This window comes from Bradyrhizobium sp. SZCCHNRI3043 (assembly GCF_032377735.1).
Lineage (GTDB): Bacteria > Pseudomonadota > Alphaproteobacteria > Rhizobiales > Xanthobacteraceae > Bradyrhizobium.
Window position 1 is genome coordinate 433043 of record NZ_JAUHID010000003.1, and the last position, 26731, is coordinate 459773.

Annotated in this window: 19 protein-coding genes; 12 read left to right on the forward strand and 7 right to left on the reverse strand. The window is 65.3% G+C overall.

Translation table 11 applies throughout. The annotated features are described in order from the left end of the window. Positions 1 to 58 precede the first annotated feature (58 nt). Both QX124_RS10795 and QX124_RS10800 read right to left on the reverse strand, forming a co-directional pair. Entirely contained in the window at positions 59 to 2293 is a 2235-nt protein-coding gene (locus tag QX124_RS10795) for an adenylate/guanylate cyclase domain-containing protein (protein WP_315734836.1), read from the reverse strand. 107 nt (positions 2294 to 2400) lie between these two features. Beyond that, positions 2401 to 8691: a VCBS domain-containing protein gene (locus tag QX124_RS10800; protein WP_315797123.1), complete on the reverse strand. Its 6291-nt coding sequence runs from the start codon at positions 8689 to 8691 to the stop codon at positions 2401 to 2403. 606 nt (positions 8692 to 9297) lie between these two features. Here QX124_RS10800 and QX124_RS10805 point away from each other — a divergent pair. The 3 genes from QX124_RS10805 (at position 9298) to QX124_RS10815 (ending at position 12529) form a co-directional block, all read left to right on the forward strand. Then, the gene (locus QX124_RS10805; RefSeq protein ID WP_315797124.1) at positions 9298 to 10059 is read left to right on the forward strand and encodes a transglutaminase-like cysteine peptidase; all 762 of its coding nucleotides are present in this window, start codon (positions 9298 to 9300) and stop codon (positions 10057 to 10059) included. A 197-nt stretch (positions 10060 to 10256) separates the two neighbouring features. After that, a complete protein-coding gene (locus QX124_RS10810; RefSeq protein ID WP_315783831.1) occupies positions 10257 to 11006 on the forward strand; it encodes an ABC transporter ATP-binding protein in 750 nt (249 codons plus the stop codon). After that, positions 11003 to 12529 carry a permease gene (locus QX124_RS10815; RefSeq protein WP_315797125.1) on the forward strand — a complete coding sequence of 509 codons (1527 nt, stop codon included), beginning with the start codon at positions 11003 to 11005 and terminating at the stop codon, positions 12527 to 12529. Before QX124_RS10810 ends, QX124_RS10815 begins: the two co-directional genes overlap by 4 nt. 5 nt (positions 12530 to 12534) lie before the next feature. Here QX124_RS10815 and QX124_RS10820 read toward each other — a convergent pair whose 3' ends face one another. Continuing rightward, the gene (locus QX124_RS10820; RefSeq protein WP_315797126.1) at positions 12535 to 13440 is read right to left on the reverse strand and encodes an alpha/beta hydrolase; all 906 of its coding nucleotides are present in this window, start codon (positions 13438 to 13440) and stop codon (positions 12535 to 12537) included. A gap of 110 nt (positions 13441 to 13550) precedes the next feature. Between QX124_RS10820 and QX124_RS10825 the strand changes: the two genes are divergently transcribed. Continuing rightward, positions 13551 to 14369: an MBL fold metallo-hydrolase gene (locus QX124_RS10825; RefSeq protein WP_315797127.1), complete on the forward strand. Its 819-nt coding sequence runs from the start codon at positions 13551 to 13553 to the stop codon at positions 14367 to 14369. Between the two features lie 62 nt (positions 14370 to 14431). Here QX124_RS10825 and QX124_RS10830 read toward each other — a convergent pair whose 3' ends face one another. Continuing rightward, a complete protein-coding gene (locus QX124_RS10830; RefSeq protein ID WP_315797128.1) occupies positions 14432 to 14884 on the reverse strand; it encodes a cupin domain-containing protein in 453 nt (150 codons plus the stop codon). A 327-nt stretch (positions 14885 to 15211) separates the two neighbouring features. On the opposite strand from QX124_RS10830, the gene QX124_RS10835 reads away from it, so the two are divergent. Then, complete coding sequence (locus tag QX124_RS10835; RefSeq protein WP_315797129.1) at positions 15212 to 15676, forward strand: DUF4399 domain-containing protein; 465 nt, start codon at positions 15212 to 15214, stop codon at positions 15674 to 15676. A gap of 87 nt (positions 15677 to 15763) precedes the next feature. Here QX124_RS10835 and QX124_RS10840 read toward each other — a convergent pair whose 3' ends face one another. Together QX124_RS10840 and QX124_RS10845 are read right to left on the reverse strand one after the other, a co-directional pair. Continuing rightward, positions 15764 to 17020, reverse strand: a complete 1257-nt coding sequence (locus tag QX124_RS10840; RefSeq protein ID WP_315734857.1) for an aminopeptidase — start codon at positions 17018 to 17020, stop codon at positions 15764 to 15766. 938 nt (positions 17021 to 17958) lie between these two features. After that, positions 17959 to 18354 (reverse strand): GFA family protein, encoded by a 396-nt coding sequence (locus QX124_RS10845; RefSeq protein WP_315783836.1) that lies wholly within the window; start codon positions 18352 to 18354, stop codon positions 17959 to 17961. Positions 18355 to 18713: 359 nt separating this feature from the next. On the opposite strand from QX124_RS10845, the gene QX124_RS10850 reads away from it, so the two are divergent. Next, a complete protein-coding gene (locus QX124_RS10850) occupies positions 18714 to 19277 on the forward strand; it encodes a hypothetical protein (RefSeq protein WP_315734861.1) in 564 nt (187 codons plus the stop codon). 111 nt (positions 19278 to 19388) lie between these two features. Here QX124_RS10850 and QX124_RS10855 read toward each other — a convergent pair whose 3' ends face one another. After that, positions 19389 to 19973: a LysE family transporter gene (locus tag QX124_RS10855; RefSeq protein WP_315753661.1), complete on the reverse strand. Its 585-nt coding sequence runs from the start codon at positions 19971 to 19973 to the stop codon at positions 19389 to 19391. A 282-nt stretch (positions 19974 to 20255) separates the two neighbouring features. Here QX124_RS10855 and QX124_RS10860 point away from each other — a divergent pair, with 282 nt between their 5' ends. The 6 genes from QX124_RS10860 to QX124_RS10885 all read left to right on the forward strand — a co-directional run bounded on the left by QX124_RS10860 (position 20256) and on the right by QX124_RS10885 (position 26655). Then, entirely contained in the window at positions 20256 to 21731 is a 1476-nt protein-coding gene (locus QX124_RS10860; protein WP_315797130.1) for an amidase, read from the forward strand. A 102-nt stretch (positions 21732 to 21833) separates the two neighbouring features. Continuing rightward, positions 21834 to 22583, forward strand: a complete 750-nt coding sequence (locus tag QX124_RS10865; RefSeq protein WP_315797131.1) for an aspartate/glutamate racemase family protein — start codon at positions 21834 to 21836, stop codon at positions 22581 to 22583. Between the two features lie 228 nt (positions 22584 to 22811). After that, positions 22812 to 23897 carry an ABC transporter ATP-binding protein gene (locus QX124_RS10870; protein WP_315734869.1) on the forward strand — a complete coding sequence of 362 codons (1086 nt, stop codon included), beginning with the start codon at positions 22812 to 22814 and terminating at the stop codon, positions 23895 to 23897. Between the two features lie 25 nt (positions 23898 to 23922). Beyond that, the gene (locus QX124_RS10875; protein WP_315772671.1) at positions 23923 to 24969 is read left to right on the forward strand and encodes an ABC transporter substrate-binding protein; all 1047 of its coding nucleotides are present in this window, start codon (positions 23923 to 23925) and stop codon (positions 24967 to 24969) included. Between the two features lie 4 nt (positions 24970 to 24973). Then, positions 24974 to 25843, forward strand: a complete 870-nt coding sequence (locus QX124_RS10880; RefSeq protein WP_172131291.1) for an ABC transporter permease — start codon at positions 24974 to 24976, stop codon at positions 25841 to 25843. Beyond that, on the forward strand, positions 25840 to 26655 hold the full coding sequence (locus QX124_RS10885) for an ABC transporter permease (protein WP_315797132.1): 816 nt from the start codon (positions 25840 to 25842) through the stop codon (positions 26653 to 26655). The genes QX124_RS10880 and QX124_RS10885 overlap by 4 nt, the downstream gene beginning before the upstream one ends. Positions 26656 to 26731 lie beyond the last annotated feature (76 nt).

Genomic DNA, 26731 nt, shown 5'->3' on the forward strand with positions numbered 1-26731 from the left:
CCGAACCTGGCCAACGAGGCCGCCGCGATATGATGCGAACTCGGGAACGGGGCACCGGCTACTTCGTCAGCAGTGCGTACGCCCCGTTCCAATCCTCGGGCGGCGGATTGACCTGATAGTTGCGGATGCGTGCGTCATAGAGATCATAGAGCTTGGCCAAGTCTTGTCCCTGGTCGCTCTTGCGGCCGCGCTCGATCGCGGCCAGCGCCCCTTCCCAATCGCGGCTGCGATAGCTCGCCAGCATCTCGATGGTGAGGTTGCGGAGCAACTGGAAGCGCTCGGAATACATCACGTCCTCGCGGCCGGCGATGGCGTAGATCACCTCCGGCTCGGTCTTACCCTTGACCATGATGAAGTCGAGCTCGAGAATCGCGAACTGGTCCTTCACGGCCATCGCAGTCGCCGAGCCGACGATGATCGGAAAGCCGTACTCCTTGGTCTGGCCCTCCAGGCGCGAGGCGAGGTTTACGCTGTCGCCAAGCGCCGAATAGTTGAACTTCAGGTCGGAGCCCATGTTGCCGACCACGCCGATGCCGGTGTTGAGGCCGATTCCGACCTTGAGCGGAATGTAGACGTGGCCGCCATGCTCGGCCTCCTGCTCGCGTTCGCCGTTCACCTGATCGATCCGCTCGAGCATGTCGAGCGCCGCTTCGCAGGCATTTATCTGATGATCCTTGTCGGCGAGCGGCGCGTTCCAGAACGCCATGATGGCGTCGCCCATGTATTTGTCGACATAGCCCTTGCGAGCGATGATCGCGTTGGTCAGCGGCGTGAGGAAGCGGTTCATCAGCTGTGTCAGGCCCTGCGGATCGTGCTTGTAGCTCTCCGAGATCGTGGTGAAGCCGCGCACGTCCGAGAACATCACCGTGATCTCGCGCTCCTCGCCGCCCAGCGTCGGCGGTGATTGGGCAAGCTGCTCGACCAGCACCGGCGACAGATATTGTCCGAACACCGAGCGCATCTGCCGACGCTGGTTCTGCTCGCGGACGAAGTTAGCGAAGATCAGCGTCAGATAGATCGCCGTCGTCGACAGCATCGGATAGGTGAAGTCGATCAGCAGCCGATGCTGGGTGTAGAAGTACCAGGAAATCCCGAGCAGAGCGGCCGCGAACAGCGCCCCGACCACCACTAGAGCGACGGCGCCGAGTTGCGGCGCGAAGACGATCACGAGCAGGCCGAGAAGGAGCGCACCGAAGAACTCGGCCGGGAGTCCCCAATAGGGCGGCGTCAGAATCGCACCGGTCAGAGCACTCTCGAGCACCTGAGCATGCACCTCAACGCCCGGCATGGCCGGAGAAATCGGCGTGGTCTTGATGTCGTTCAGGCCGGTGGCCGATGGCCCGATCAGCACCAGTTTGCCGGCGATCTTCTCCGGCGGCACCCGACCCTCCAGAACGTCAATGGCCGACACGTAGATCGATGGGTCACTCTCGGCATAGTGCAGCCAGAGCTGCCCATTCGCGTCGGTCGGAATCTGTACAGCACCCAGACCAAGACCGATGATGCCACTCTTGTCAGTCCTGATCCGAATCGTATCCGTGCGGGTCGCGACCCGCAGCATCTCGAAGCTCAGGGAAGGCATGATATCCCCCTGAGCCAGCATGATCATCGGCACCCGGCGAATGATGCCATCGCGCTCCGGTTTGATGGTGAACAGGCCGCGACCAGCGGCCGCATGCTCGATCACGGGGACGTTGCGCAGCAGCCCGGGAAAATTCCACATGAATGGCGTTGCATCCTGGCTGTGGCCCAGCGTCGCGATGCCTGTCACAGGCAAAGTCTTGTCGAGGCCTGCACGAGCCTCAGGACCACCGGATTCGCCGAGCACTACGCGCGACCGCTTCAGCGCGTCGGCGAGCACCTGGTCATTGGATGGCAATTTCCTCAGCTTCTCGCGCGTCGGCTCGTCGAGATTTGAAAAAGTCTCGGCCGCGAGCCCGGGATTGAGCCGGTCCGGCTCGGCAAACACGACGTCGAAGGCAATTACCACGGCGCCGAGTCGGGTCAGAGTGTCGATGATCTCGGCGATCCGCGTGCGCGGCCAGGGCCACTGACCGAGCTTGGGATTCGCGAGACTCTTCTCGTCGATATCGACGATGGTCACCGGCCGCAGCGTCTTGATCCGCGGACTCAGCACCTGGAAATTATCGAAGGTCCGGACGCGCAGCTCCTGCACCAGGGCAGGGTCTGCGACGCGTAGCGCCGCGAAGCCGATCAGCAGCAGCAGGCAGATCATGCGCGCATAGCCGAACTTGCGCGCGAACCACCGAGGTACTGCTCTCAATCGTTTCATGCAGCATCCGATATCACGCCGAAGCCGGCGATCCGAGTCGTCCGGTTATCCGGACCGCGTTCCGCTCGGCGACGCCGCCGTCCGCATCGCGCGGCGGACGCGCGGGCTCAGACGAGGTGAAAACCGTCGTGATGCGCCTTGAACTGCTCAAGCGTCACCCCCTTGAGGGTGAGCGTATCGTGGGCTGCGTCGGTGATGATCGTGTCGTGGCCGCCATTGGCGGACTGCGCCGAGGCCACGAGCGCAGCAACGCTGGCGAACAGCGAGTGATCGATCTCGACGATGTCCTTGTTGACGTTGAAATCGCCGATCGTGGCGCTGCCGAAATGCGGGTTGAAGACGAAGGTGTCGTTGCCGTCCTTGCCGAAGATCGTCACGCCACCGCCGACATTGACGAAATTGTCGCTCTGGTCCGTGCCGTTGACCGTCGATGCACCATTGCCCGCCAAGGTGACGGTCAGTGCCTTGGTCGCCGTGCCGCCGTGGCCGTCGCTGACCTTCGCCTGATAGGTGATGGTCAGCGCGTCGCCGGAATTGAGGAAATCCAGGTTCACGTCGACCGGATGATATGTCCAGTGCAGGACATCGGAGCCGCCATCGGAGCTCGTGCTGTCGAAGGTGATCGCGTGGGCATCGGCCAGCGCCTGGACGTGGGCATTCGAAGGCAGGCTCAGAGAGCCATTGTATTTGATCACGCCATTTTCGACCACCGAAGCGGTCAGCGTGTTGCCGACATCCCTGTCGAGCACCGTCAAGGTACCGGACATGCCGCTCGCCAATTTCACCGGCTGATCCGGGATGTAGCCCGCCGAGACGTTGTCGAGCTCGAACGCATTCTGGCTGCTGGCAAGCACCACCTTGTTGAACGGGGACAGGCCGAGGAACTCGACATAGCCATTCGAGGCCAGCGAAGTCTGTCCGCCATTGGCGAGCAGCGGCGCGACGTCGCTGCCCGAGTAGGAGGCGACCAGCTTGTTGCCGTTGTAGAAGGAGATGCTGTTGTAGCTGTCGACCGAGCCCCAATACAGCCCGAAGCTGTTCTTGACGCTGTCGAAGGTGATGGTCTCCTGGGCGTGGCTGCCGATGCTGAGATAGTTGGTCTTGTCCACACCGTCGACCATGTAGGGCGCTGCCGACACCGGCGAGGAGCCGTGCACGATCCCCGCATTGCCGCTGGCCGTGAACGTCGCGTGCAGCGCCTGGCTGTAGAAGCTGCCATGGCCGCGCCCGTTATCGGAGATGTTGCCGGCCGACACGCGATCGAACGTTTCGGTCGGCAGGCCCTCGGCATTGGTGCTGGCGGTGCTTGCGAGCACCCTCGCCTGCTCGGCCAGGATAACGGTCTGGACCGTCGGGTTCGTTTCACCTGTGATGACGGGCGCATCCTCTGCGCCGTTGACCGTGATGGTGACGGGCACATCGACCACGACGCCGTGACCGTCGTCGATCGCGACCGTGTAGGTCAGCGTGACATGCTCGTCGACACCGAGATAGTCGAACACCTTGTCATTGGCAGCGAAGGTCCAGGCCTGCGATCCCGCACCACTGCCGGATTCTGTGAGCGAGCCGAGCGACAGCCAGCTCTTGAGCACGGACAGATCCGACGGCAGCCCGTGGTCGTTGCCGGAGGTCGCGACGCCGGTCACCTTCAAGACATGCGCATCGGTGATGTCCGCATCCTCGAAAGCGATCGTGCCGCTTACAGTGTCGAGCAGATCCGAGCCGGACATCGCCGCGCGCTCGGCGATTTCGGCCGACTGCACCTCGCTCGTCACGACCGGCAGGTCGTTGGTCCCGGTGATGTTGACGACGATCGTCGAGGTCGCGCTCTTGCCCTGATGGTCGTCGAGCGTCACCGTGGTGGTGACCGTGACGGTCTGGCCGGCGCCGAGGAAATCGAGCGAGCCGTCGGTGATGGCATAAGTCCAGTCGACCTTGCCATTGTTGGCGTTGCCGCCCTGGCTCAAGTGCAGCGCCTGTTCCAGCGCTGCGATCTGGTCCGGCGTCAGCTGACTCGACAAATCTTTCTGCTGATCGGCCGCAGTCCAAGTCACGCTCTGCGCCCCGATCGATGCGGTTGGCCGATCGGTCAGGTCGACATCGGTGAACTTGACGCTGCCGGCGACGCTGTGCTGATCGGACGCCCCTGTTTGAGCGGCCGCTTCGGTGATTGTACCGGGCCGGCCGGAATCCGCGATCACAGGCGCCGTGTCTTCGGCCGTCAGCGTGATCAGCGTTCCGTCATGCCCGTCATTGCTGCCCGCGAAATGCAAGTCGCTGAAGTCGCCTTCGAGCGTCAGGGCAATGCTGTGCCCTTCGCCGTCGATGACGGTGAGCACGCCCGTCTCGGCATCGTAAGACGCCGTTGTCGCCTCGCTCCACTTGATCGTCTGCAGATCGATCTTGTCGTCGACGCCGAGGCCGGCGATCTTGGCGGAGAAGCCGGCATCATCGATGACGAGTTCGCTGCTCCCCTCGCTGCCGAAGTCGATCGTCTGGTCCACGTGACCATCGACCGTCAGCGTTGCGCCGGCATCGACCTTGATGATCCCGGAGCCTTCGACGTCGCCGGCGATCTCGAACTTGCCCGCCGTGATCTCGATCGTGCCATAGTTGAAGATCGTTCCGCCGATGCCGCTCAGCCCGCTCGCGGAGATCGTGCCGTAGATGTAGAGCGTGCCGTCATGACTCACCTTGGTATCGGCAAGGTCGAGGATCGCACCGAGGTCGACGGTGCAGACGCCGAAATTCCAGACGTCCATTCCGGACAGGGTCACATCGTTGCCGGCGATCTCCAGCGTGCCGACGCTCCGAATTTCCAACGTGCCGCCGGTGAGCGTCGTGCTCCCGTCGAGCACCAGGATCGATTCCACCGGCATCTCACCATCCTCATCGATGATGATCTGACCGTCCGTGTTATCGATGGTAACGTTGTCGAAGGTGGTCGCAGCCGCGGTCTCGACATGCACGATGCCGTGGTTGACGAGATCGCCGCCGGTGATCGTGCTGTCCTCGATCAGCAGCAGCGCGCCGTCGTCCACCTGGACAGTGCCGCCGTTGTCGACGCTGACGCCGATCAGTGTTGCGCTCTCCTCTGCAGCGACCTGAAGCATCGAGCCGTCGCCGATGACGATATCGACGTCGGTCAATGACGCGCTGCCCTGGACCGTCAGGATGGCCGTGATCTCCGCGAACGCGCCGGTCTCGCCGATCAGCAGCGTACCGCCCGCGACGGCGCTGCCCTCGATCGTGCTGTCGCCGTCGACGGAGATCGTCCCTTCGTTGCTGATAGCGCCGCCGGCGATGCTTGTGCCGGACAGAGACAACGCGCTGCCCGCCGCAATGGTGATGGCGGCGGCGTTCGCATTCGTGATCGTCTCGTCCTCGAACGCGTTGCCGCTGCCGGACACGGCGATCGTCTCGAAATTGTCGAGCGTGCCGCCGCTCAGCGCGGCGTGGCCGGTCAGGGCTATCGTTCCGCCGGACTCGTTGGTCAGCGTGCCGCCAGTAATATCCGCATGCGATAGCGTCAGGGTCGCGGAGCCCTCGACCGTGATATTGCCACCTGCATTATCGATGCTGGTGCCGCCGTTTAGCGTAAGCTCACCATCGGCCTCGACATCGATCAGGCCGGCATTCGTGACGGCTTCGTCCGAGAGGGTGTTGCCGCTGCCGGAGACCTCGATCGAGCCAAAATTTTTCAGCTCGCCATCACTGATCGCGGCTCCGCCCTTCAGAACGAGCAGGCCGTTGGCAGGTTGGGGTGTCTCCCCGCCGCTCTCCAACGTTCCGAAGTTCTGAACGATCGGCGCGCCCTCGATCACGATGGCGCCGCCGTCGATGCTGCCACCCTCCAGGGTCAGCGTCGCGCCCAGGTCGATCTGGATGAGGCCGGAGCTGTCCTCACCGCCGTTGGTGACGTCGCCGTGCACGGTCAGCGTACCGCCAGACAGCTCGATCGTTCCGGTGTTGAAGATGCCGGCGTTCGCCCTGAACACGCCGCCGCCCGCCAGCAGCACCGTGCCGGCATTGTGCAGCTCGCTTTGCTCCAGGATCTGCGCCGAGCCGCCAACGCTGATCGTCGCGTCCGAGAAATTGTAGATGCGCGAGTCGGCCTTGGCCGTCAGCGCGCCGGCGATCGTCAGCGTGCTGTAATTGTGCAGCTCCGGAACGGCGCCGCCGCCGAAATCGTTCAGCGTGACCGATTTGGCATAGGCATCGTCGTCGATCGTGACCGGAAAGGCGGGTGTCAGGCCATGCAGCTGATCGGTGATGATGATGACGTCGTCGGTGGCCGTCGGAGCCAGGCCGGTTGCCCAGTTCGCGCCGTCGCTCCACAGATGAACCTGGCCGCCGCTGCTTTCGCCGGGCTGGGTCGTGGCGATCCAGACCACGGCCGGATCGTCTGTGCCGGTGATCGTCAGCGTGATCGTCTGGGTCGACGTCGCGCCATGCGAGTCCGTCACGGTCACCGTGTAGGTGAGCGTCACCTTCTGACCCGCGGGAATGAAATCGGCGACATAGACCGGTAGGTTGGCGAAGCTCCAGTTGATCTTGCCGGTGCCGCTGCCGGTGCTGTCGGAGGCCAGGGATGCCGTCAGCGCCTGCTCGAACAGCGCCAGTGGCGCCGGCGGAATGCTGCCGCCGCCTTCAAGAACCGCGCCGGTCAGCTTGGCCGACACGCTATGGGTGTCGGTGAGGTCGACATCCTTGAACGTCAGCGTGCCGGAGGTCGGGTCCTCGGAGGTGAGCGGCCCGCCGGGCACGCTGGTGCCGCCCTCGAACGCGATGGTCGGGACGTTCGCCGTGATCTCGGGCTTGTCGTTGGTGCCGGTCACCGTGATCGTGATCGGCACCTCGGTAAACTCGTTCGACGGCGCGAAATTGTTGTCGACGCGCACGACGTAGGTCAACGTCAGCATCTCGCCCGCGGCCAGAAAGTCGAAGTAGTTGTCGGGAACACTGTAGCTCAGCATTGCCGAGCCGAAATTCTTGTTGGTCGGATCCGGCACCACCGTGATCTTCACGGCCGTCGCCATGACATCCTGCAACTGCAGGGCGTTCAGCGATGCCGTGACGTCGGCCTGCTGCGCGCTCTTGAACGCATAGGACTTGAAGCTCACCGAGACCGTCGGCCGGTCGATGTTATTGACGTCGAGGAAATTGACGCGGGTGAGGACGGTGTCGAGGTCGGCGCCGTTGCCCGTCTGACCGGCCCGCTCGGCCAGACCGAAGGTCGTGGTCAGCCGGCCGCCGGCGTCGAGAATCCTGACCTCCGGCGCACCCGGAATGTGCGACAGCTGCTCGGACGTCGAGCTCGTCGTGGGGGTCGAGCCCGTATTGTCGGTCACCTGATAGGTCGGCGTCGCGCTGGTGCCATTGGGCAAGGTCAGCGGCGTCAGCGTCTGCGGCACCCCGATGTCGGTGAAATGGGTTGTCGACTTCGGATTGGTATTGTCGGTGAACTTCAGCGTGAAGACGTCGTTGATGAGCTTCTGGATGTCTGGCGTGAGCGGGACAGCGCTCTGATTCACGATTCCGTTGCTGATCTGGATCTGCTGCCCGGCCTGATTCACCACAGCGATCGGCTGCAGCGTCGTCTTGTCGAACAGCACGTAGGAGCCGGTGCGGCCATCGGGCTCGACCAGCACCTGGAACTTGGCATCGGGCAGACCGCCCTGCCCCGGCACCGTGAAGTCGATCTCGACCAGCACGGCGGTGCCGCGAATGCCCATGGTCGCCACGGGCGTGTCGACCTTCATGTCGCCGTGCTTGGCGGTCTCGCCGGCCACGAACGAGATCGTGCCGGCAACGAGGCTGATCAGCGAGGAATTGTTCGACCCGTTGGGGTCGTACACCATTTCATTCAGCACCATCCGCGCATTGGACGACAGGCCGAACACGGTGCCGTCGATGAAGGTGATGCCGAGCGTCGAATCCGAGCCGGACTGGACCACGTCGCCCTTCTCGACGTTGTCGCCGTTGTGAAGGAGGATCGAAACGCCGTTGCGGATGACGGTCGCGGTGCCCTGCAGCTTGGTCACATGGCCGATGACCTTGCTCACGTTCGCAGCCGCCCCGGCTTGGCTGACCTGCACCGCGCCGGAGAGCGCATTGACGAGGTCGCCGGTCAGATGCGCGCCATCGGGCGACGCCAGCGGCGCCCGTTTCTCGCCCTTGAAATAGTCCAGCAGCACCATCTCGCGCCCATCGGACGAGAGGATCAGGTCGAGGCCAGACCGCTTGAAATCGGCATTGAACAGAAAATGCGCGTCCGGAACGACGATGGCGTCCGTCGGCGCATGGGCATGCGGGGCCTCCAGCCGCACGTGACCGTGCGAAGAGGCGCCCCGGCCTTCGGAGAAAAGCGCGGCGTCAGAATTGCCAGCGTAATTCACGGGGCCACCGACTATGGTTAATGAATACATAAGAATGAGTGCTCAAGGCGTGCATATCACTGGCAAGTGTCTGGCGGAACCACCTTCAGCTTGTGCTTCAGGTGGCCAAAAACGGCGGCTTCCGCGGGATCGCTACGATGTTGTCGAGTTTCCGCCCTCTTTAAAGCTGGCCCCGACCGAGACATGCTAAGTCAAAATTCACCTCGCTTCAGAAAGCCAAAGTAATTGTAAGTATTCATAGACCATCCAATACCTTTGCCGACATCAACATCCGCATCGGCTTACCCCTGACAACGGATTTCAAGTGGAGGACTGCGGGTGGGAGAACAAGAATCGGCGAATTGCATCAATTTGGCAGGAGCTGCGGCTGAGTTCGAAGCACAACTTCACCGCGAGCCCTCCTGACCTTCGCGACCCTCGCTCAGCTTTCGCTAGGATTTGTCGCATCGGAGCAACACAACGTTCAGCGTAAATCCTGCGATTTGGTCGCCGGATTGCCGGTTTTAAGCAGAGGCCAAGCCTCCGCACCCATGCTGACCCCCAACAAGCATCCGGTTCCGTCAGGCGCTGCGTCGCGCCGGCCGAGATCCGGGCACGGGGCGTCACATGAATTTTCTCGCGCTGATGCGCGCCTCGCTGGCGGCCGCGGCCGCCAGCGCCGCCATATGGATCGGCAGCCCAGCGAGCGCCGGTCCTGTCGCGCAGCCATTGGGGCTTGCAGCCGCCATCGAGGATACGGCGGAGCCATTCGGCCTGCCGCGGGTCGGCCTGGAGGCCGGCGCGTTGCGCGACAAGTGGTTGGCGCTCGCGCGCAAGCTCGAAGACGAGCGCGTGCAGCTTGCGCTGTGCGACGGCGACCGCGAGCGCTGCGTCTCCCCCGCCGCCCTCAGCCTGCTGGCGATCATCGATCAGGGCCGTCTCCGCGCGGGACGGGCCAGGCTCGGCGAGATCAATCGCGCGGTCAATCTGGCCATCCGGCCGGCCAGTGATCTCGCTCAATATGGCCAGATGGACGTGTGGGCCTCCCCTCTCGCTACGTTCGAACGCCGTGCCGGCGACTGCGAGGACTACGCGATCGCCAAGTTCGTCGCACTTCGGATGGCTGGCATTGCCTCCGACGATCTGCGGATCGTGATCCTGCACGATGTCGTCCGGGGCGAGGATCATGCCGTCGCGGCGGCGCGCCTCGACGGGCATTGGCTCATGCTCGACAATCAGCGCATGGCGATGATCCAGGACAGCGATGCGCGGCAGGTGCGGCCGTTGTTCGTGATCGACGAGACCGGCATCTCCCGGTATCAGGCCTTGCCCCTGATGGCGGAGGTCCGAGCGCTGTCGCCTGAGGGGACGGCTTCCGTGAACCATTGACGATCGCCGCATCGTTGCCGCGCGCCCACAACTTGAGACGTGGCCCCGAGTTCGCGGGACGAGCACGGCAGGAATGCGGACAGTGCGCCGACGGAACCGGCCGGCACCGAAGGACACGATGCGGCGGCTCGTTCACCGCGCCGCAACGAGTTGCATCCACATTGCAGACGCGAACCGATCGAGGCGATAGTGCCGTCATGACCCCAGGCAGCCCCGCCCTCGCCGTGCGAGGATTGACGAAGTGTTTCGAGCGGCCGGCGGTCGATGCACTCGACCTCGTGGTGCGCTCGGGCGAATTCTATGCACTGGTCGGCCCGAACGGCGCCGGCAAGACGACGACGCTGCGCATGGTCGCGGGCCTGCTGCGCCCGGATGCCGGGCGGATCGAGATCTTCGGCATCGATGCGCTGCGCGACCCGATCGCGGCCAAGCAGGTGATGGCCTGGGTCTCCGACGAGCCCATGATCTACGACAAGCTCACGCCGCTCGAATATCTCGAGTTCGTCGCCGGACTGTGGGGCATCGATCCCGCGACCTCGAGTAACGCGGCAACCGAACTTCTGGCCTCGCTCGGGCTGGAGCCGCATCTGCACGAGCGCTGCGAAGGCTTTTCCAAGGGCATGCGCCAGAAGGTGGCGCTCGCCGGCGCGCTGATCCACGACCCGCGGCTGATCATCCTGGACGAGCCGCTGACGGGCCTGGACGCGGTGTCGGCGCGGCACGTCAAGGGCCTGCTCGCCGAGCGCGTCCGCCGCGGCGGCACGGTGATCATGACCACGCACATTCTCGAAGTCGCCGAGCGCATGGCCGACCGGATCGGCGTGATCGCCGCCGGGCGCGTCGTCGCCGAAGGCACTCTGGCCGAGCTGCGCCAGCAGAACGGACGCACCGACACCAGCCTGGAGGAGCTGTTCATCGCGCTGGTCGACGTCGAGTCCGCGGCATGACGCGGGCGGCGACGCTCGCCTGGTTCGCCCGTCACGAGCTCAGGCTCGCCTGGCGGGAATGGCTCGGCATGATCACGGCCGGCAGGCGCCGCCGCACGCGGGCCGCCGTCATCGGTCTCGTGCTGTTCGGCGCCCTGATGCATCTGCCGGCCTGGGTCGTGGTCGGCCGCTACGCCGATCTCGAGCTGCCGCTCGACAAGACCGCGCTGATCGTCATCACCGCGACCATCATGCTGTCCTGGGCGCTGATGCTGTCGCAGGCGATCGAATCCGTCACCCGCGTGTTCTACGCGCGCGCCGACCTCGATCTCATCATGTCGTCGCCGGTGCGGCTGGCCGAGATCTTCTCCGTTCGGATCGCGGCGATCGCGCTCTCCGTGACCAGCATGGCGCTGCTGCTCGCGACGCCCTTCGTCGACGTGCTGCTGATCGAGGGCGGCGCACGCTGGCTCGCGGCGTTCGTCGTGGTCGCGGCCGTCGGCCTGTCGGCGGCGGCGATCGCCATTGCGATCACGATCGTCCTGTTCCGCCTGATTGGCCCGGCGCGAACGCGGCTGGTGGCCCAGATCCTGGCCGCCGTGATCGGCGCCGGCTTCGTCATCGTGCTGCAGATCGCCGCGATCGTGTCCTACGGCACGCTGTCGCGCTTCGCCGTGCTCACCTCGGATGCCGCAGCCGCCATCGCGCCCGATCCCGACAGCATCCTTTGGCTGCCGGCCCGCGCGGCGCTCGGCGACGGCCAGGCGCTGCTGATCCTGCTGGCCGCAGGCCTGCTGTTGCTCGGCGTCGTCATGATGGTGTTCTCGCCGCGCTTCGCCGACACCGCGATCAGCGCCGCGGCCCAGGGCATCTCCAGCCGCGCCGGCGCACGCGTCAGGTCGTTTCGGGGCGGCTCGCAGCAGCAGGCGCTGCGGCGCAAGGAGTTCATGCTGCTGCGGCGCGATCCCTGGCTGATCTCGCAGACGCTGATGCAACTGCTCTATCTGGTGCCTCCGGCGCTGCTGCTGTGGCGCAGCTACTCCGACAGCTCGCAGGCGGTGTTCCTGATCACGCCGGTCGTCGTGATGGCGGCGGGCCAGCTCGCGGGCGGCCTCGCCTGGCTCACCATCTCCGGCGAGGACGCGCCCGAACTGGTGGCGACGGCGCCGCTGCCGGCGACGCGCATCGTGCGCGCCAAGGTCGAGGTCGTGCTGATCACGATCGCGGTGATCTTCGCGCCTCTCGTGCTCGCGCTCGGCTGGGTCGCGCCGGCGCAGGCGATGATCACGGCCGTTGCCGTTCTGGTCGCGACCATCTCCTCCACGGCCATCCAGCTCTGGTTCCGGATCCAGGCGCGGCGCAGCCAGTTCCGCCGCCGCCAGACCTCGTCGCGGCTGGCGACCTTTGCCGAGGCGTTCTCCTCGATCGGCTGGGCGGCGACCGCGGCACTCGCGCTCGCGCTGCCCGAGGCTGCCATCGTCTGCGGCCTGATGACGGCGGGCCTCTTGCTCGCGGCCTGGAAGCTGAGGCCGGCACGAACCTGAAGCGTTCAGCGCAGCACCTCCATCACGGCGGCGGCGAACGCCGCCGGCTCTTCCTGCGGCAAATTGTGGCCGGCCCGCGCGATCACGCGATGGCCGATCCGGTTGCTGAACTTCGCAGCATGCGCCTGACCGTCCGTTGCCGGGATCACGCCGTCGGCGTCGCCATCGAGCGTGATCGTGGGCACGGTGATGACGGGCTGGCGCGCCAATCGCCGCTCCAGCTCCTGATAGCGCGGATCCCCATCGGCCAGCCCGTAGCGATGGCGATAGCTGTGGATCACGACGTCGACGTGATCGGGATTGTCGAACGCCTCCGCCGCGCGCGCGAAGGTCGCGTCGTCGAAGCGCCAGTGCGGCGACCATTGCTGCCACAGCAGCCGGGCGATCTCGGCGCGGTTGGCGGCAAGCCCGGCGCGGCCGCGCTCGGTCTGGAAGTACCATTGATACCAGAACGCGAACTCGCGCGGCACCGGCGCCGGCTCCAATGCCCGCGCAATGTCCTGGATCAGATAGCCGTTCACGGAGACCAGGCCCGCGCAGCGCTCGGGCCACAGCGCCGCGCCGACGCAAGCCGCGCGGCCCCCCCAATCATAGCCGGCGAACACCGCGCGCGGGATCGCCAGCGCATCCATCAGCGCGATCAGGTCGGCGCCAATCGCAGCCTGCTGCCCCGAGCGCGGCGTCGATGCGTCGCGGAACCGCGTCGGGCCATAGCCGCGCACATAGGGGACGATGACGCGGCAGCCCTGCGCGGCGAGGCGCGGCGCGACCTCGACATAGGAGTGGATGTCGTAGGGATAGCCGTGCAGCAGGATGACGACGGGGCCGACGGCCGGCCCGCTCTCGAAATAGGCGATGCGGAGCACGCCTGCATCGATCTCCCGCAGCGGCCGCAACACCCGATCCGTCATGCCATCCTCCCGCATCGTTGCGCCGCCCTGTCCAGCCGGACGTCGCGCCGAGGATAGTTCTGATCCGGATTCCTCGCTACACTCACACGCGCTGTTGAAGAGGAACCGCCATGCTGCGCCCGCTGGTCTCGCTGCTTGCCGTCCTGGTCGCGTTCGCATCGCCCGCTGTGGCACAATCGGGGCCGCGCACCAGCGAGTGCCTGGCGATGGCCAGCGCCCCGCCGCGCGCCACGCCCGTCAGCTTGCGCCGGACGGCGGCGGCCGGCAACGAGGTGACGATCACCTATGCCGGCCACTCGACCTACTTCATCGACACGCCGATGGGCATCCGCATCGCCACCGACTACAGCGGCGCTTATCAAGTCGGACGTCTGCCCGACGTGATCACCATGAACCGGGCGCACTCGACGCATTACACGCTGGCGCCCGATCCGCGCATCCCACACGTGCTGCGCGGCTGGGGCGACGACGGCAAGCCGGCCCAGATCTTCGAGCGGATCGGCGACGTGCTGATCCGCAACATCACCACCGACATCCGCCGCTATTTCAGCGATTCCATCGGCGCCGACATGATCAAGGACGGCAACTCGATCTTCATCTTCGAGGTCGCCGGCCTCTGCATCGGCCATCTCGGCCATTTGCACGTCAAGCTCGACGAGACGCATTTCGCCGCGATCGGCCGGCTCGACGTGGTGATGGTGCCGATCGACGGCACCTACACGATGTCGCTCGACGGCATCTCGGAGATCACCAGGCGGCTGCGCGCCTCGGTGGTGCTGCCGATGCACCGCTTCGCGACGCCGCTCGACGAGTTCATGCGCAAGATCGGCCAGCAGTTCGAGATCGACCGCCGCGCCGAGCGCAGCTTGAAGATGTCGCGCGAGCTGCTGCCACAGGTCCCGACCGTGATCATCCTCGACGGGGTCTAGAGCATGATCCGGAAAAGTGGAGGCCGGTTTTCGGAGAAGATCATGCTCAGGACAATATGAGCTCAGGCGCCCGCGAGGCTGGTGCCGCGGCGGCCTTCCGGCGTCAGGAACATGCGCTTGAGCTTGTTGATGACCCGCACCGCGAGGCCGAGCAGGTAGGGCTGCGTCTTCAGGCAGAAGGCCAGCTTCTTGACGTGGCCCTCGACATGCCATTTGGCATGCGCGCCGTCGCGGAAGAAGATCACGTCGCCCGGTCCGTAGCGTTTCGCCGGGAGCCCATCGCTCTCCAGCACGATCGCGCCTTCGAGGATCAGGATGGTCTCGTCGAAATCGTAGTACCAGTTGAACTTGCCCTCGGTGCAATGCCAGACGATGGTCGAGCCCAGCCCGTCGCTGCTGCGCGCGATGGTGCAGGAGGTCGCGGTCGGACTGCCCTCGATGATCCAGGACGGCTCGATCGGAGCGGGCGCCAGGTCGACGGCGAGATTGGCGGTTTCGATCAAGGACGGGGACATCTTGGACCTCAAATGCATCGGATTGAAATGACCGGCTGAACGGCGGCGTGAGCCCGCGACCGTAGCCGATTGCACCTAATGGCTGCTTTCCGAAGTCGTTAAGATTTGAACCGATCGCCGCGACCAGCCGTCGCATCACAAACACGCAAGCGCTATAAACTCCACGCGAACGCCGCAATTTGTTCGCGGCCTCGCCAAACCTGCTGATCTACTCTTTGACCGCACCGCAAGATGCGGACAGGCTTCCCTCTGGTCGCCCTGCCCATCCTGAGTTGTGCCGTCGCCTTTAAAGATTTGCCGCCTTCGCAGAGATAAGGATTTCCCAGGATGCGCCGACTGAGCCTCGCACTCGCCCTCAAGCTGTCCGCCGCCACCCTTGCAACCGCCAGCCTCGTCATGGCGGGCGAAACGCCCGCCCCCGACAACGCCAAGGCCTACTTCATCAACCTGAAGGACGGCGACACCGTCTCCTCGCCGGTCCTGATCCGCTTCGGCCTGTCCGGCATGGGCGTTGCCCCGTCCGGCACCGAGGCCCCCAACACCGGCCACCACCACCTGCTGATCGACGCGCCCGCGCTCGAGGGCGACTCGCTCAACGAGGCGATCCCGGTCGATGCCGGCCACGTGCATTTCGGCAAGGGCCAGACCGAAGCCTCGGTCAATCTCACGCCGGGCAAGCACACCTTGCAGCTCGTGCTCGGCGACTGGAGCCACATCCCGCACAACAAGCCGGTCATGTCGGAGCGGATCACGATCGACGTGCAGGCCACCACCGGCAGCGCCAAGCAGTAGGCACGTTCGGCCGACGACGACACCGCCGCGAGCATCGCTCGCGGCTCGTTTCGGGCCGGTGCACGCGTGACGCCGGCCCGTCATGCATCAGGCCCACTCGCCCTTGCGGAACACCGGCACGCGACGGCCATCTTCATGGAGGCCGTCGATGTCGGTGTCGGCCGCGCCGATCATCCAGTCGATGTGGATCAGGCTTCGGTTGCCGCCCTGGGCGGCGATCTGCTCCGGCGACAGCGAGGTGCCGTTGATGAAGCATTTCGAGTAGCACTGGCCGAGCGCGATGTGCGAGGCGGCGTTCTCGTCGAACAGCGTGTTGTAGAACAACAGGCCGCTCTTGGAGATCGGCGAGGAGTGCGGCACCAGCGCGACCTCGCCAAGCCGGCGTGCGCCCTCGTCGGTGTCGAGCACCTTGTTCAGGACCTCCTCGCCCTTCGAGGCCCTGGCCTCGACGATGCGGCCCTCCTCGAACCTGACCTGGATGTTGTCGATCAGCGTGCCCTGATAGGACAGCGGCTTGGAGCTGACGACGTGACCCGACACACGGCGGCAATGCGGCGTCGTGAACACTTCCTCGGTCGGAATGTTGGCATTGCAGGTGATGCCGTTCTTGGCGGTCGAGGCGCCGCCCTCCCATTCGTGGTCGTCGGCGAGACCGATCGTCAGGTCCATGCCGGGTCCGGTGTAATGCAGCGCGCTGAAGCGCTGGCCGTTGAGCCACCCGGTGCGCTCGCGCAGCACCGCGTTGTGGCGCTCCCAGGCGGACACGGCATCCTCGCGGTCGACGCGCGACGCGGCGAAGATCGCATCGGCGAGCTTCGCCACCGCGACCTCCTCTGGCACGTCCGGGAAAACCAGCTTGGCCCAGGACGGGCTCGGATAGGCGATGATGTTCCAGTTGGTCTCGAAATTGGTGATCTTCTCCAGCGCCGGCTGGTAGGCCTTGGAGTTCGCCTTGCTGGCACGTGCCACCTTGGCCGGATCCTGTCCCGACAGCAGCATCGGATTGTCGCCGACGATGGCGAGCCGCGCCGTATTCTCAGAGAATGCCTTGGCCATGCCCTGGTAGAGCCAGTCGGCGGCGCGATCGAAGCTGTTGTCATGACCGAAACGGTAGCGCGCCAAGGTCAGCTCCTCGTCGGAGAAGAACGAGGTCACGATTCCCGCACCGGCCTTGTAGGCGTGCTCGGCGACCTTGCGCACCAGCGGCAGCGCCACCGACGGCGCGGTCAGCAGCAGATCCTGACCCGGCTGCAATTGCAGGCCAACCTTCACCGCCACCTCGGCCAGGCGGTCGAGCTTGACGGGATCGATGGCGGCATCGAAGTTGCGCGGATGTGCGGTCATCAGGGTATCCAGTTCCGTTTCTTTGCGGTGTTGAAGAGATAGGCCAATCGAGAAGGGGGTCAATGGGAAAGGGGCTTCCGTGCCGCGTTGTCATCGCTCGCCGTATCCTCCGCTGTCTTCCCGGCGAACGCCGGGATCCATACTCCGCGGCGTCTGTGATGATGCGCGGCTGTGGCTCCAGCTCGGTCCAGCGCAGGCTTCGGTGTTTATGGGTTCCCGCTTTCGCGGGGACGACACGGGAGTATTCGGTGGGCCTGTCACCTTATCACTGCGTCATCGCTGCGCGGGATGGCCACGAAGTTTGCCGGCGTGGCAGCTCATCCTCGCACCCGCTTTCGCGTCCGAGTATTGCTCTTGCAGTCACCCTCTCCAAAGCGAGGGTGCAGGGAAGGCCGGACCTCGACTGAGGCCCGTGGCCCGCCTGCTCAAAAAATGCAGGCGGCAGGTACCACAGGTCCAGCCGGACGATCCGGCCCTCCCTGCGCGATGGCTTTAACGGCTGCTTCGCATTCTCCCCGGTGCGCCGGGCTTTCTGGTCACCGTCACCCACGCGGCGCCGTTGGCGCCGGCGCAGGCTTGATACTGGCATCGGAGTATCAGGACCACGCGACTTGACCGTGCGAGCCGATGTTGTTCGTCCGCGCGAATGACCACGCTGCAAACCGGCCCGCCCATCACATCCCACCTCCACGCTTCGTGACGACCGCGCAGCGCCCCTCGTCGATGAGGCGGGACAGCGACAAACAATCATGATTTTCCGAAATTGCCAAGCGGGATATTTTTTCTGCCGGGACTGGACAGCCCAAATCAGCCTGAACTTGCTCGTGAAATCGGATTCCGGACGCAGCGGGGATCGGGCGTATCTGACGCCTCGACAGGCTTGTCCGATCTCGGCGTGAGGGGCATGAGTCGCCCGACGAGCGGCATTCTTGATCGCGTCAGTCCTCGACGCGCAGCCCATCACCATCGACGTACCAGTCGGCGCGGGACGCCCAATGCACGTGGCGATCGGGAACGGCGCCGAGCGGCTCGTCGAAGCCTCCGGCGGGAATGATCGCCTCGCGGCCGCTGCGCGTCAGATGTGGCATCGGGCTGCCGCAAGTGCTGCAGAAGGCGGTGGCGAAACTGCGCGCCCGGGGCAAGTCGAACCGCGTGACGTTCGCCTCGCCACGCAGCCAGCGCAGCGCCGCCGCCTTGACGATGACCTCACAGGAGTGCGCCGTGCCGCTGGCCTTGCGACAGCGCGAGCAATGGCAATTGAGGAATTTGTCGAACGGCCCGTCGACCTCGAAGCCGACCTGGCCGCAGAGGCAGCTGCCGCGGAACGTGATCATGACGATCTCCTGTCGTGGTCTGGAACGGAATGTCCAAGAGCGCCGCACGCGTGGAGGATGTTACTTGTCCTGATTGCTTATCCTGATTGCATCCTTGCAGCTATCAGGACGACTGAAGGCCAGCCGCGGTCGCCGCGCTGTTAGTAGGTAGTCTGAACTTCCCAAAGCGGAACATTCATTTGTTGTGAGTCATCCTCGACGTCGAGAGTCAATCATTCCGAATGATTTGGAACCAGTCTGAGCGGGCAGCGCCGTCCCGCATTTGCATGGCTCAGGGGTGATTCGGTCACCTTGAGGACATGTTTGGACGTTGATTGGCGCGCGGCAGGGGGATTTCACAGCGTACAGGAGTCCTCCGAATGTACCGCGTTGTTATTGTCGTCGCCGCATTGCTGGCTCTCTCCGTTCAAGCCGAGGCGCGTCCTCGTCACCATCATCATCACTACTCGCACCGTCACCACTCCTACATGAACGCGATGGCCTCGATTCCCGGCGAAGGTCGCGTCGTCGGCGGCCGCCCATCGGGATGTCCGCATGCCTTTTGCGGCTGCGAAGCGTCGCTCTACACGTTCGGCCGGGTCGTTCCCGAGCTGAATCTGGCATCGAACTGGCGTCGCTTTCCGCGCGCAGCTCCCGCACCGGGAATGGCTGCCGTCCGGTCCGGCCACGTCATGATCCTGCAGCAGCAGGTCGCCGGCAACATCTGGTATGTGCATGACGGCAATTCCGGCGGCCACGTCACCCGCGAACATCCCCGCTCGATCGCCGGCTACACGATCGTGAACCCGAATGGCGGTTCCGCGATGTTCGGCGCGGCGGCTCGTGTCACGCGCGAGGCCCGTGCGCCGAGCTACCAGCGGCTCGCCCGCAACACGCGGCCGGACGGCTGGATGGCCAGCGCGGCGCCGATGGCCTTCAACTAGGTCCTTGATAGCTTCGCGACGCGGCCTGCGGCATCCGAATCGAATGCTGCAGGCCGCGTCGTCTAGCCTGCGCGCGCGCCCGCTGGCAGCACCAGTAACACGCGGAACCGTTCACAGCGCGCCAAGGGCGGGCGCCAGGATCACACAGGCCAGCAGCGCCAGGGCCGCAGCGCTGCAGCGATAGCCGAGCGACGCCGGCACGACATGCCCGAGGCCGCAGCGCAGCGTCGCGCCGAGCACGATCCAGGCTCCTCCGATCGTCGCAGTCGAGAGTCCGAGCACGACCAAGAACGGCCATAGGCTCGCCGCATCGCCTTCCAGCGGCAGCAAGGTGAAAGCGAAGATGATGGCCTTTGGATTGAACAGCGTCGTGATGAAAACGCCGCGCAGGGTGACCGGCGCCGCATCGCTTGCGCTGCTGCTGCCGTGGCGCCAGAGCGCGGCAGCGAGGTGCAGCAGATAGAGCACGACCACGACACGAAGAGCCTGTCCGACCAGCGGCGCGGTCGCGACGAGCGGACCGAGCGTGATGCGCAGCGTCGCGATCGCGAGCAGATAGCCGGCAAGCTCGGCGAGCAGCAGATGAACGGAGGCGCGCACGCCACGACTCGCACCGGCAGTGGCGAGCAGCGTGTTCGTTGGGCCGGGCGTAACGAGCAGCGCTGCGCCCGCCGCACCGAAGGTCAGGATATCCATGACCCCATCAAGCACGCGCGCCATGCGCTGGCCTTGACGAGCGTCAACGTCCGGCGCCGCGGGCTGCGGTCCCGTTTTCCGGAACGGCTCGTATGTCGGCTTCATTGTGGACGGTCGTCGGCCGCGCCGCATGATAGGATCGTATGGCAGCATGCAGGGCGACTGATTGACTTGGCTCTCGTGCAAACTAAGGTTCGCGGCGCCGGAAGTGGAACAGCGCCTGATCATCGCACCGTTCGGACGCGTAGCATCGATGGTCGGCGCGCAAGGATCGGAAGACAGATGACGTTGGCGATGAGCTGGGACGAGTGGGCCCGGCATGATGGCATGGCGCTGGCGGCGCGCGTTCGCAGCGGCGAGCTGACGGCGGCGGAGCTGGCAAGGCAGGCCGCCGAGGCAATCGCAAAAGTCGATCCCGCGCTGTCCGGCGTGGTCGAAGTCTTCGCCGATGCCGTGGAAGATCCGGGCAAGGCAGGCGCCAATCTCGCAGGCCCCTTCGCCGGCCTGCCGTTCCTGATGAAGGATCTCGGGCCGACCATGGCCGGACGGCTGCAGGAGCAGGGCTCGCTGTTCATGCGCGGCAACCGACCCGCCGCCGACACGCACCTGACGGCGAAGATGCGCAAGGCCGGCCTCAATCTGATGGGCCGCACCACGACGCCGGAGTTCGGCGTCTGCAGCTCGGCCGAGAACCCGGCCGTCTACGTCACGCGCAACCCCTGGAATACCGACTATACCACCTGCGGCTCGTCGGCCGGGAGTGCGGCAATGGTCGCCGCCGGCGTGGTGCCGATCGCGCATGCGACCGACGGCGGCGGCTCGATCCGCATTCCCGCCGGCGTCAACGGCAATATCGGGCTGAAGGTCTCGCGCGGCGTGTTTTCGATCGCGCCGCATCTGTCGGATCTAAGCGGCCTGGTCTCGATCCAGGGCTGCCAGTCGCGCAGCGTGCGCGACACCGCGGCATTCGTCGATCATTGCCGCGGCGGCGCGCCCGGCGAGTTCATGCCGTATTGGACCACGCCGGAGCCCTATGTCGAGCTGATCAAGCGCGATCCCGGCAAGCTCAGGATTGCGCTGTCGCATCAATGGGGCGACTACCGCGCCACGCCGCATATTGCTTCTGAGCTGGAGCGTGTGGGCAAAATCCTCGAGGGCCTCGGCCACCACATCGGCTACGCGCTGCCCGACGTCGATTACCGCCAGGCGTTCGCGGCGCAAACCACCTGCTACATCTCGAACTTCGCGATCGTCATCAACAACCTGCTCGCATCACGCAAGCTCGAGCGGCCGCCAGCCGACCTGATCGAGCCGATCAACATCCGCATCTGGGAAGCGGGCAAGGGCACCAGCTTCGCCGAGCGTGCAGCGATGCAGGCGGTGTTCAATACGACGTCGCGCGCCTTCGGCGCGTTCTTCGAGGACTGGGACATCATCCTGACGCCGGTCACGGCACTGCCGACGCCGAAGATCGGCACCACCGAATACCTGACCATCAGCGACAATCCCGACGTGCTCGACTGGTTCGAGAATCTGTGGCGCAACTTCGCGTTCACACCGCTCGCCAATCTCTGCGGCGTCCCGGCGATCTCGCTGCCGCTCGCCACCAATGAGCACGGCCTGCCGCTCGGCATCCAGGCGATCGGCAAGCAGGCCGACGACGGCCTGCTGCTGCAGCTCGCGGCCCAGATCGAGCGCGCGATCGGCGGTCAATGGAACGGCGGCGCGACGCCGGCCGTGCATGTGACCAGCAAGTGAGCGACCCACGCGCCTGATCCTGATGACATGATCGGCTGCGCCGGGCGTGGACAAGGCGCTCGCATTTCCGGCAATCTTGCATTTCCGACCATCAGGCGCCCGATGAACATCCTGCTGCTCAATCCCAACATCCGCACCGACATCACCGACCTGATGCTGCAGGTCGGCCGCGACGCTGCCGCACCCGGCACGACCCTGATCCCCTGCACCGCGCCGCGCGGTGTGCCCTATATCGCGACCCGCGCGGAGGCGCAGATCGGCGGCGCCGTCGCGCTGGAGATGCTGGCGGAGCGCAACGGCAGCTTCGACGCCGCGATCATCGCCGCATTCGGCGATCCCGGCCTGTTCGCGGCCCGCGAGCTGTTCGACGTGCCGGTGATCGGGCTTGCCGAGGCGGCGATGCTGACCGCCTGCATGGCCGGACGCCGCTTCGCCATCGTCACCTTCGCGCAGGCGCTGGGTCCCTGGTACGAGGAGTGCGTGCGCATGCACGGCCTGATGGAGCGCTGCGCCGGCATCCGCATGCTCGACGGCAGCTTCAAGCAGATCTCCGACGTGCAGCACGAGAAGGAAGAGCTGCTGGTCGAGCTGGCGCTGCGCGCGGTGGAGGAGAACGAGGCCGACGTGCTGATCTTCGCCGGCGCACCGCTCTCCGGGCTCGCGGCCCGCGTCGCGCACCGCATTCCCGTGCCCGTGGTCGATCAGGTGATCGCCGCGGTGAAGCAGGCCGAGGCACTGCTGGCGTTGAAGATGCGCAAGGCCACCGCCGGCACCTTCCGCCGCCCGGCCGCGAAGCCGACGACGGGCCTGACGGAAGCGCTCGCGGCGCGGCTGGAGCATCGCGACGGGTAGTTGGGCCGTGTGAGTCGCAACGCTCTCTCCCCACGTCATTCCGGGACGCTGTCGGCGCGAGCCCGGAATGACGTGGGGAGAGAGCGAGCCAGATCTTGTTAGCTGCGAGCTCGGGCGAACCCCGTCATACTCCCATACCCCCACTTCCTCTTCTGTACACAAGCCGCCTTCGTTGCCTGAAAAGGCGGCACGCTTCTTGCTTTTTCAGATCAGTTGAGCAGGAAGCCCATGGCCAGCGTATCGGAAGCCAAGTCGCTCGTTCTGGATCGGATCACCCACCGCTTCGCCAGCGGCACGATGGCCGTATCCGATATCAATCTCGACGTGAAAGGCGGCGAGATCATCGCCCTGCTCGGCCCGTCCGGCTGCGGCAAGACAACCTTGCTGCGCATCATCGCCGGCTTCATCGGCCAGAGCGAGGGGCGCGTCATCATCGGCAACGACGTCGTCGATGCGCTGCCGCCCAACCGGCGCGCGGTCGGCATCGTGTTCCAGAACTACGCGCTGTTCCCGCATCTCTCGATCACCGAGAATGTCGGCTACGGCCTCGCCGCGCGCGGCGTCGACAAGGCCACGCGCAATAGGGAGGCGCAGCGGCTGCTCGACATGGTGCAGCTCGGCCCGTTCGGTGAGCGGCTGCCGCGGCAATTGTCGGGCGGCCAGCAACAGCGCGTGGCCCTGGCTCGCGCGCTCGCGATCAAACCGTCGATCCTGCTGCTCGACGAGCCGTTCGCCGCGCTCGACAAGAATTTGCGGTTGGACATGCAGATCGAGGTCAAGCGGCTGCAGCGCATGGCCGGGATCACAACTTTGATCGTGACCCACGACCAGGAGGAGGCGCTGTCGATGGCCGACCGCGTCGCCGTTCTGAGCCATGGTCATCTCGAGCAGTTCGGCACGCCCTCCGAGATCTACGATCAGCCGCAGACGCTGTTCGTGAACAGCTTCGTCGGCACCGCGAACAAGATGAAGGGGACGGTGATCGCGACCGACGCTGATAGCGTCAAGGTCGGCCTCGAGGCCGGCGGCGAGATCATCGCGCGCGCCCCCACCCCGGTACGTGCCTCAGACAAGGTCACCGTGTGCCTGCGTCCCGAGCATCTCACCTTCGTCAGCGACGACACCGGCTTTGCCGGCGAGATCGGCATGGCGCTGCCGCTCGGCGCGACCGTGGTCCATGAGATCAAGGCCAGCGACGGCTCGAGCATCAAGATTTCGCAGGCCCGCACCGGCGACACGCCACTGCGCGATGCCGGCGCGCCGGTGCGGGTCGCACCGATCGCACCCGGCCTCGCCACCGTCTTCCCGCAATAGACCAACAGACACATCGGAGTGAAACATGATGCTTGATCGCCGCCGGCTCCTGACCAGCGCCTTGACGCTGGGAGCCATGCACGCCTTCCCTGGCCTGAGCCTCGCGCAGGCGCGGCCGCTGGTGTTCGCGACCTTCACCGGCAGTTGGGAGGAGGCGCACAAGGCGGTCCTCGTGCCGGCGTTCCGCAAGGCCAATGCCGATGCCGCCATCGTGCTCGACCCGATGCTGTCGGTCGATCAGATCGCCAAGGTCAATGCGGCCAAGGCCAATCCGCCGATCGACGTCATGCTGCACGATCCGGGTCCGGCGCTGGTCGCGATCGGCCAGGATCTCGTCGATCCGTTCCCGGCCGACAAGAGCGCGTACTTCAAGGACCTGATTCCGGAAGCGCAGGACGCGATGGGCCCGGCGCCGTTCTTCCAGGTCGTCGGCCTCACCTACAATCCAGAGACGGTGAAGACGCCGCCAACTTCCTGGGCCGACCTGTGGAAGCCCGAGTTCAAGGGCAAGGTCGGCATCACCAATCTGAACTCGACGCTCGGCACCGGCTGGCTGGTCGAGATCGCGCGCATGCGCGGCGGCTCCGAGGCCAATGTCGACGAGGGCTTCAAGGCGCTGGAGGAGCTGAAGCCGAACCTCGCCGCGGTCGCCGCCAATCCCGGCGCCCTGGCGACCCTGTTCCAGCAAGGCCAGATCGACATCTCGCCCGGCAATTTCAACGCCATCCAGATCCTGAAAGCGCGTGGCGTGCCGGTCGAGTTCGTGGCGCCCAAGGAAGGCGCCATCGCCTTCAAGACCACGATCCACATCGTCAAGAACTCGCCGAACAAGGAGCTCGCCTTCAAGCTGATCGAGGCGGCGCTGTCGCCGGAAGTGCAGACCACGCTGATGAACTCGCCCTATCTGATCGTGCCGACCAACACCAAGGTGGCCATGACCGGCGAGATCGCCAAGGTGCTGGCCAAGGACACCGCGGAGCTGAAGAAGAAGTTCGTGTTCCAGGACTGGAAGAAGATCAACGAGCAGCGCGCGTCCTGGATCGAGAAGTTCAACCGCGACATCAAGATCTGACGCGATGAAGAGCGCCACGACAGCACCTGGAGACGTGACCAGCTTCAGCCTGGGGCTTGCGCTGCCCCTGGGCCTGGTGTTCGCGATCTTCTTCGTGCTGCCGCTGGCGCAACTGCTCTATCTCTCGCTGCACAACGACACCGCGGCGACGGTGTGGGGGCTCGGCCAGTACATCAAGTTCCTGACCGACCCCTTCAGCCTCGCCGTGCTCGGCTCGACCTTGCTGCTCGGCGCCGAGGTGACGCTCGCCTGCCTCGTGCTCGGCTATCCCATCGCCTGGCTGTATCAGCGCTCGGGCAGCCGGGTGCAGACCCTGATCATCATGATCGTCCTGCTGCCGTTGCTCACCAGCGTCGTCGTCCGCACCTTCGCCTGGATCGTGATCCTGGGCCGGCAGGGCATCATCAACTCCGTGCTGCAATCGCTCGGCCTGATCGGCACGCCGCTGCGCATGATCTACACCCAGGGCGGACTGATCGCGGCGCTGGCGCAGGTGCAGATGCCGCTGATGGTGCTGCCACTGATCACCGCGATCGGCCGCATCGATCCCAATCTCTCCGACGCCTCGGCCTCACTCGGCGCCGGTAGCTGGCGCACCTTCGTCAAGGTGATGCTGCCGCTGTCGATGCCCGGCATCATCGCCGGCTGCACCCTGACTTATGCCGCCGCGATCACCGCCTTCATCACGCAGTCCCTGGTCGGCGGCGGGCAGATGCTGTTCATGCCGATGTATCTCTACCAGCAGGCCTCGACCCTGCAGAACTGGCCGTTCGCGGCGGCGATCTCGATCATCTTCCTGTTCGCAGTGCTCGCCATCGTCGCGCTGTTCTCGACCCTCGGGCGGCGTGCCCGCGGCTATGGAGACGCCAGATGAGCCAGCGCCAGCGCAACTGGGAAGCGCTGAGCTTCCAGATCGTGATGACGGTGGTTGCCGTGCTGGCGCTGATCCTGATCGTGTCGCCGTCGCTGGTCGTGGTGATCGTCTCCTTCACGTCCGGCTTCTCGCTGAAATTCCCGCCGCCGGGCTATTCGACCCGCTGGTACGTCGAATTGTGGAACGCCTGGCAGCTGCAGTTCGCCGCACGCAACAGCGTCGTCGTCGCGCTATGGTCGACGGGTCTGTCGATCATGCTCGGCGTCGCCGCGGCGCTGGCGATCTCGCGCTCGAAGACGCTCACGGCGAAGCTCCTGGACTCGTTGTTCATGTCGCCGCTGGTACTGCCGGCACTCGCCTTCGGCTTGGCGGCGCTGATGTTCTTCTCGCTGATCGGCCTACCGGTTTCGCTGCTGACCCTGGTGATCGGCCACACCATCGTCTGCGTGCCCTATGTCGTCCGCAACACCGTCGCGGCACTGGCCCAGCTCGAGCCGACCCTGCTGGAAAGCTCGGCGATCCTCGGCGCCTCCAGGCTCTACACGTTCCGCCGCATCGTCTTGCCGCTGATCCGCCCCGGCATCATCTCCGGTGCCTTCATCGCCTTCATGTCATCGTTCGACAACGTGCCGGTGTCGCTGTTCCTGCGCGACGCCGCCACCGACATGCTCCCGATCCGCATGTGGCAGGACCTCGAAGGCAAGCTCGACGTCACCATCGCCGCGCTGTCGAGCGTGCTGATCATTGCCACGATCGCGCTGATGGCGATCATGGAGCGCACCACCGGACTGTCGAAGCGGCTGACGGGTTGAGGCTGAGTGCCCGTTCCTGAAATTGGGAGTTCGTGCCCGTCCAACTCCAAGCCGTCATGGCCGGGCTTGTCCCGGC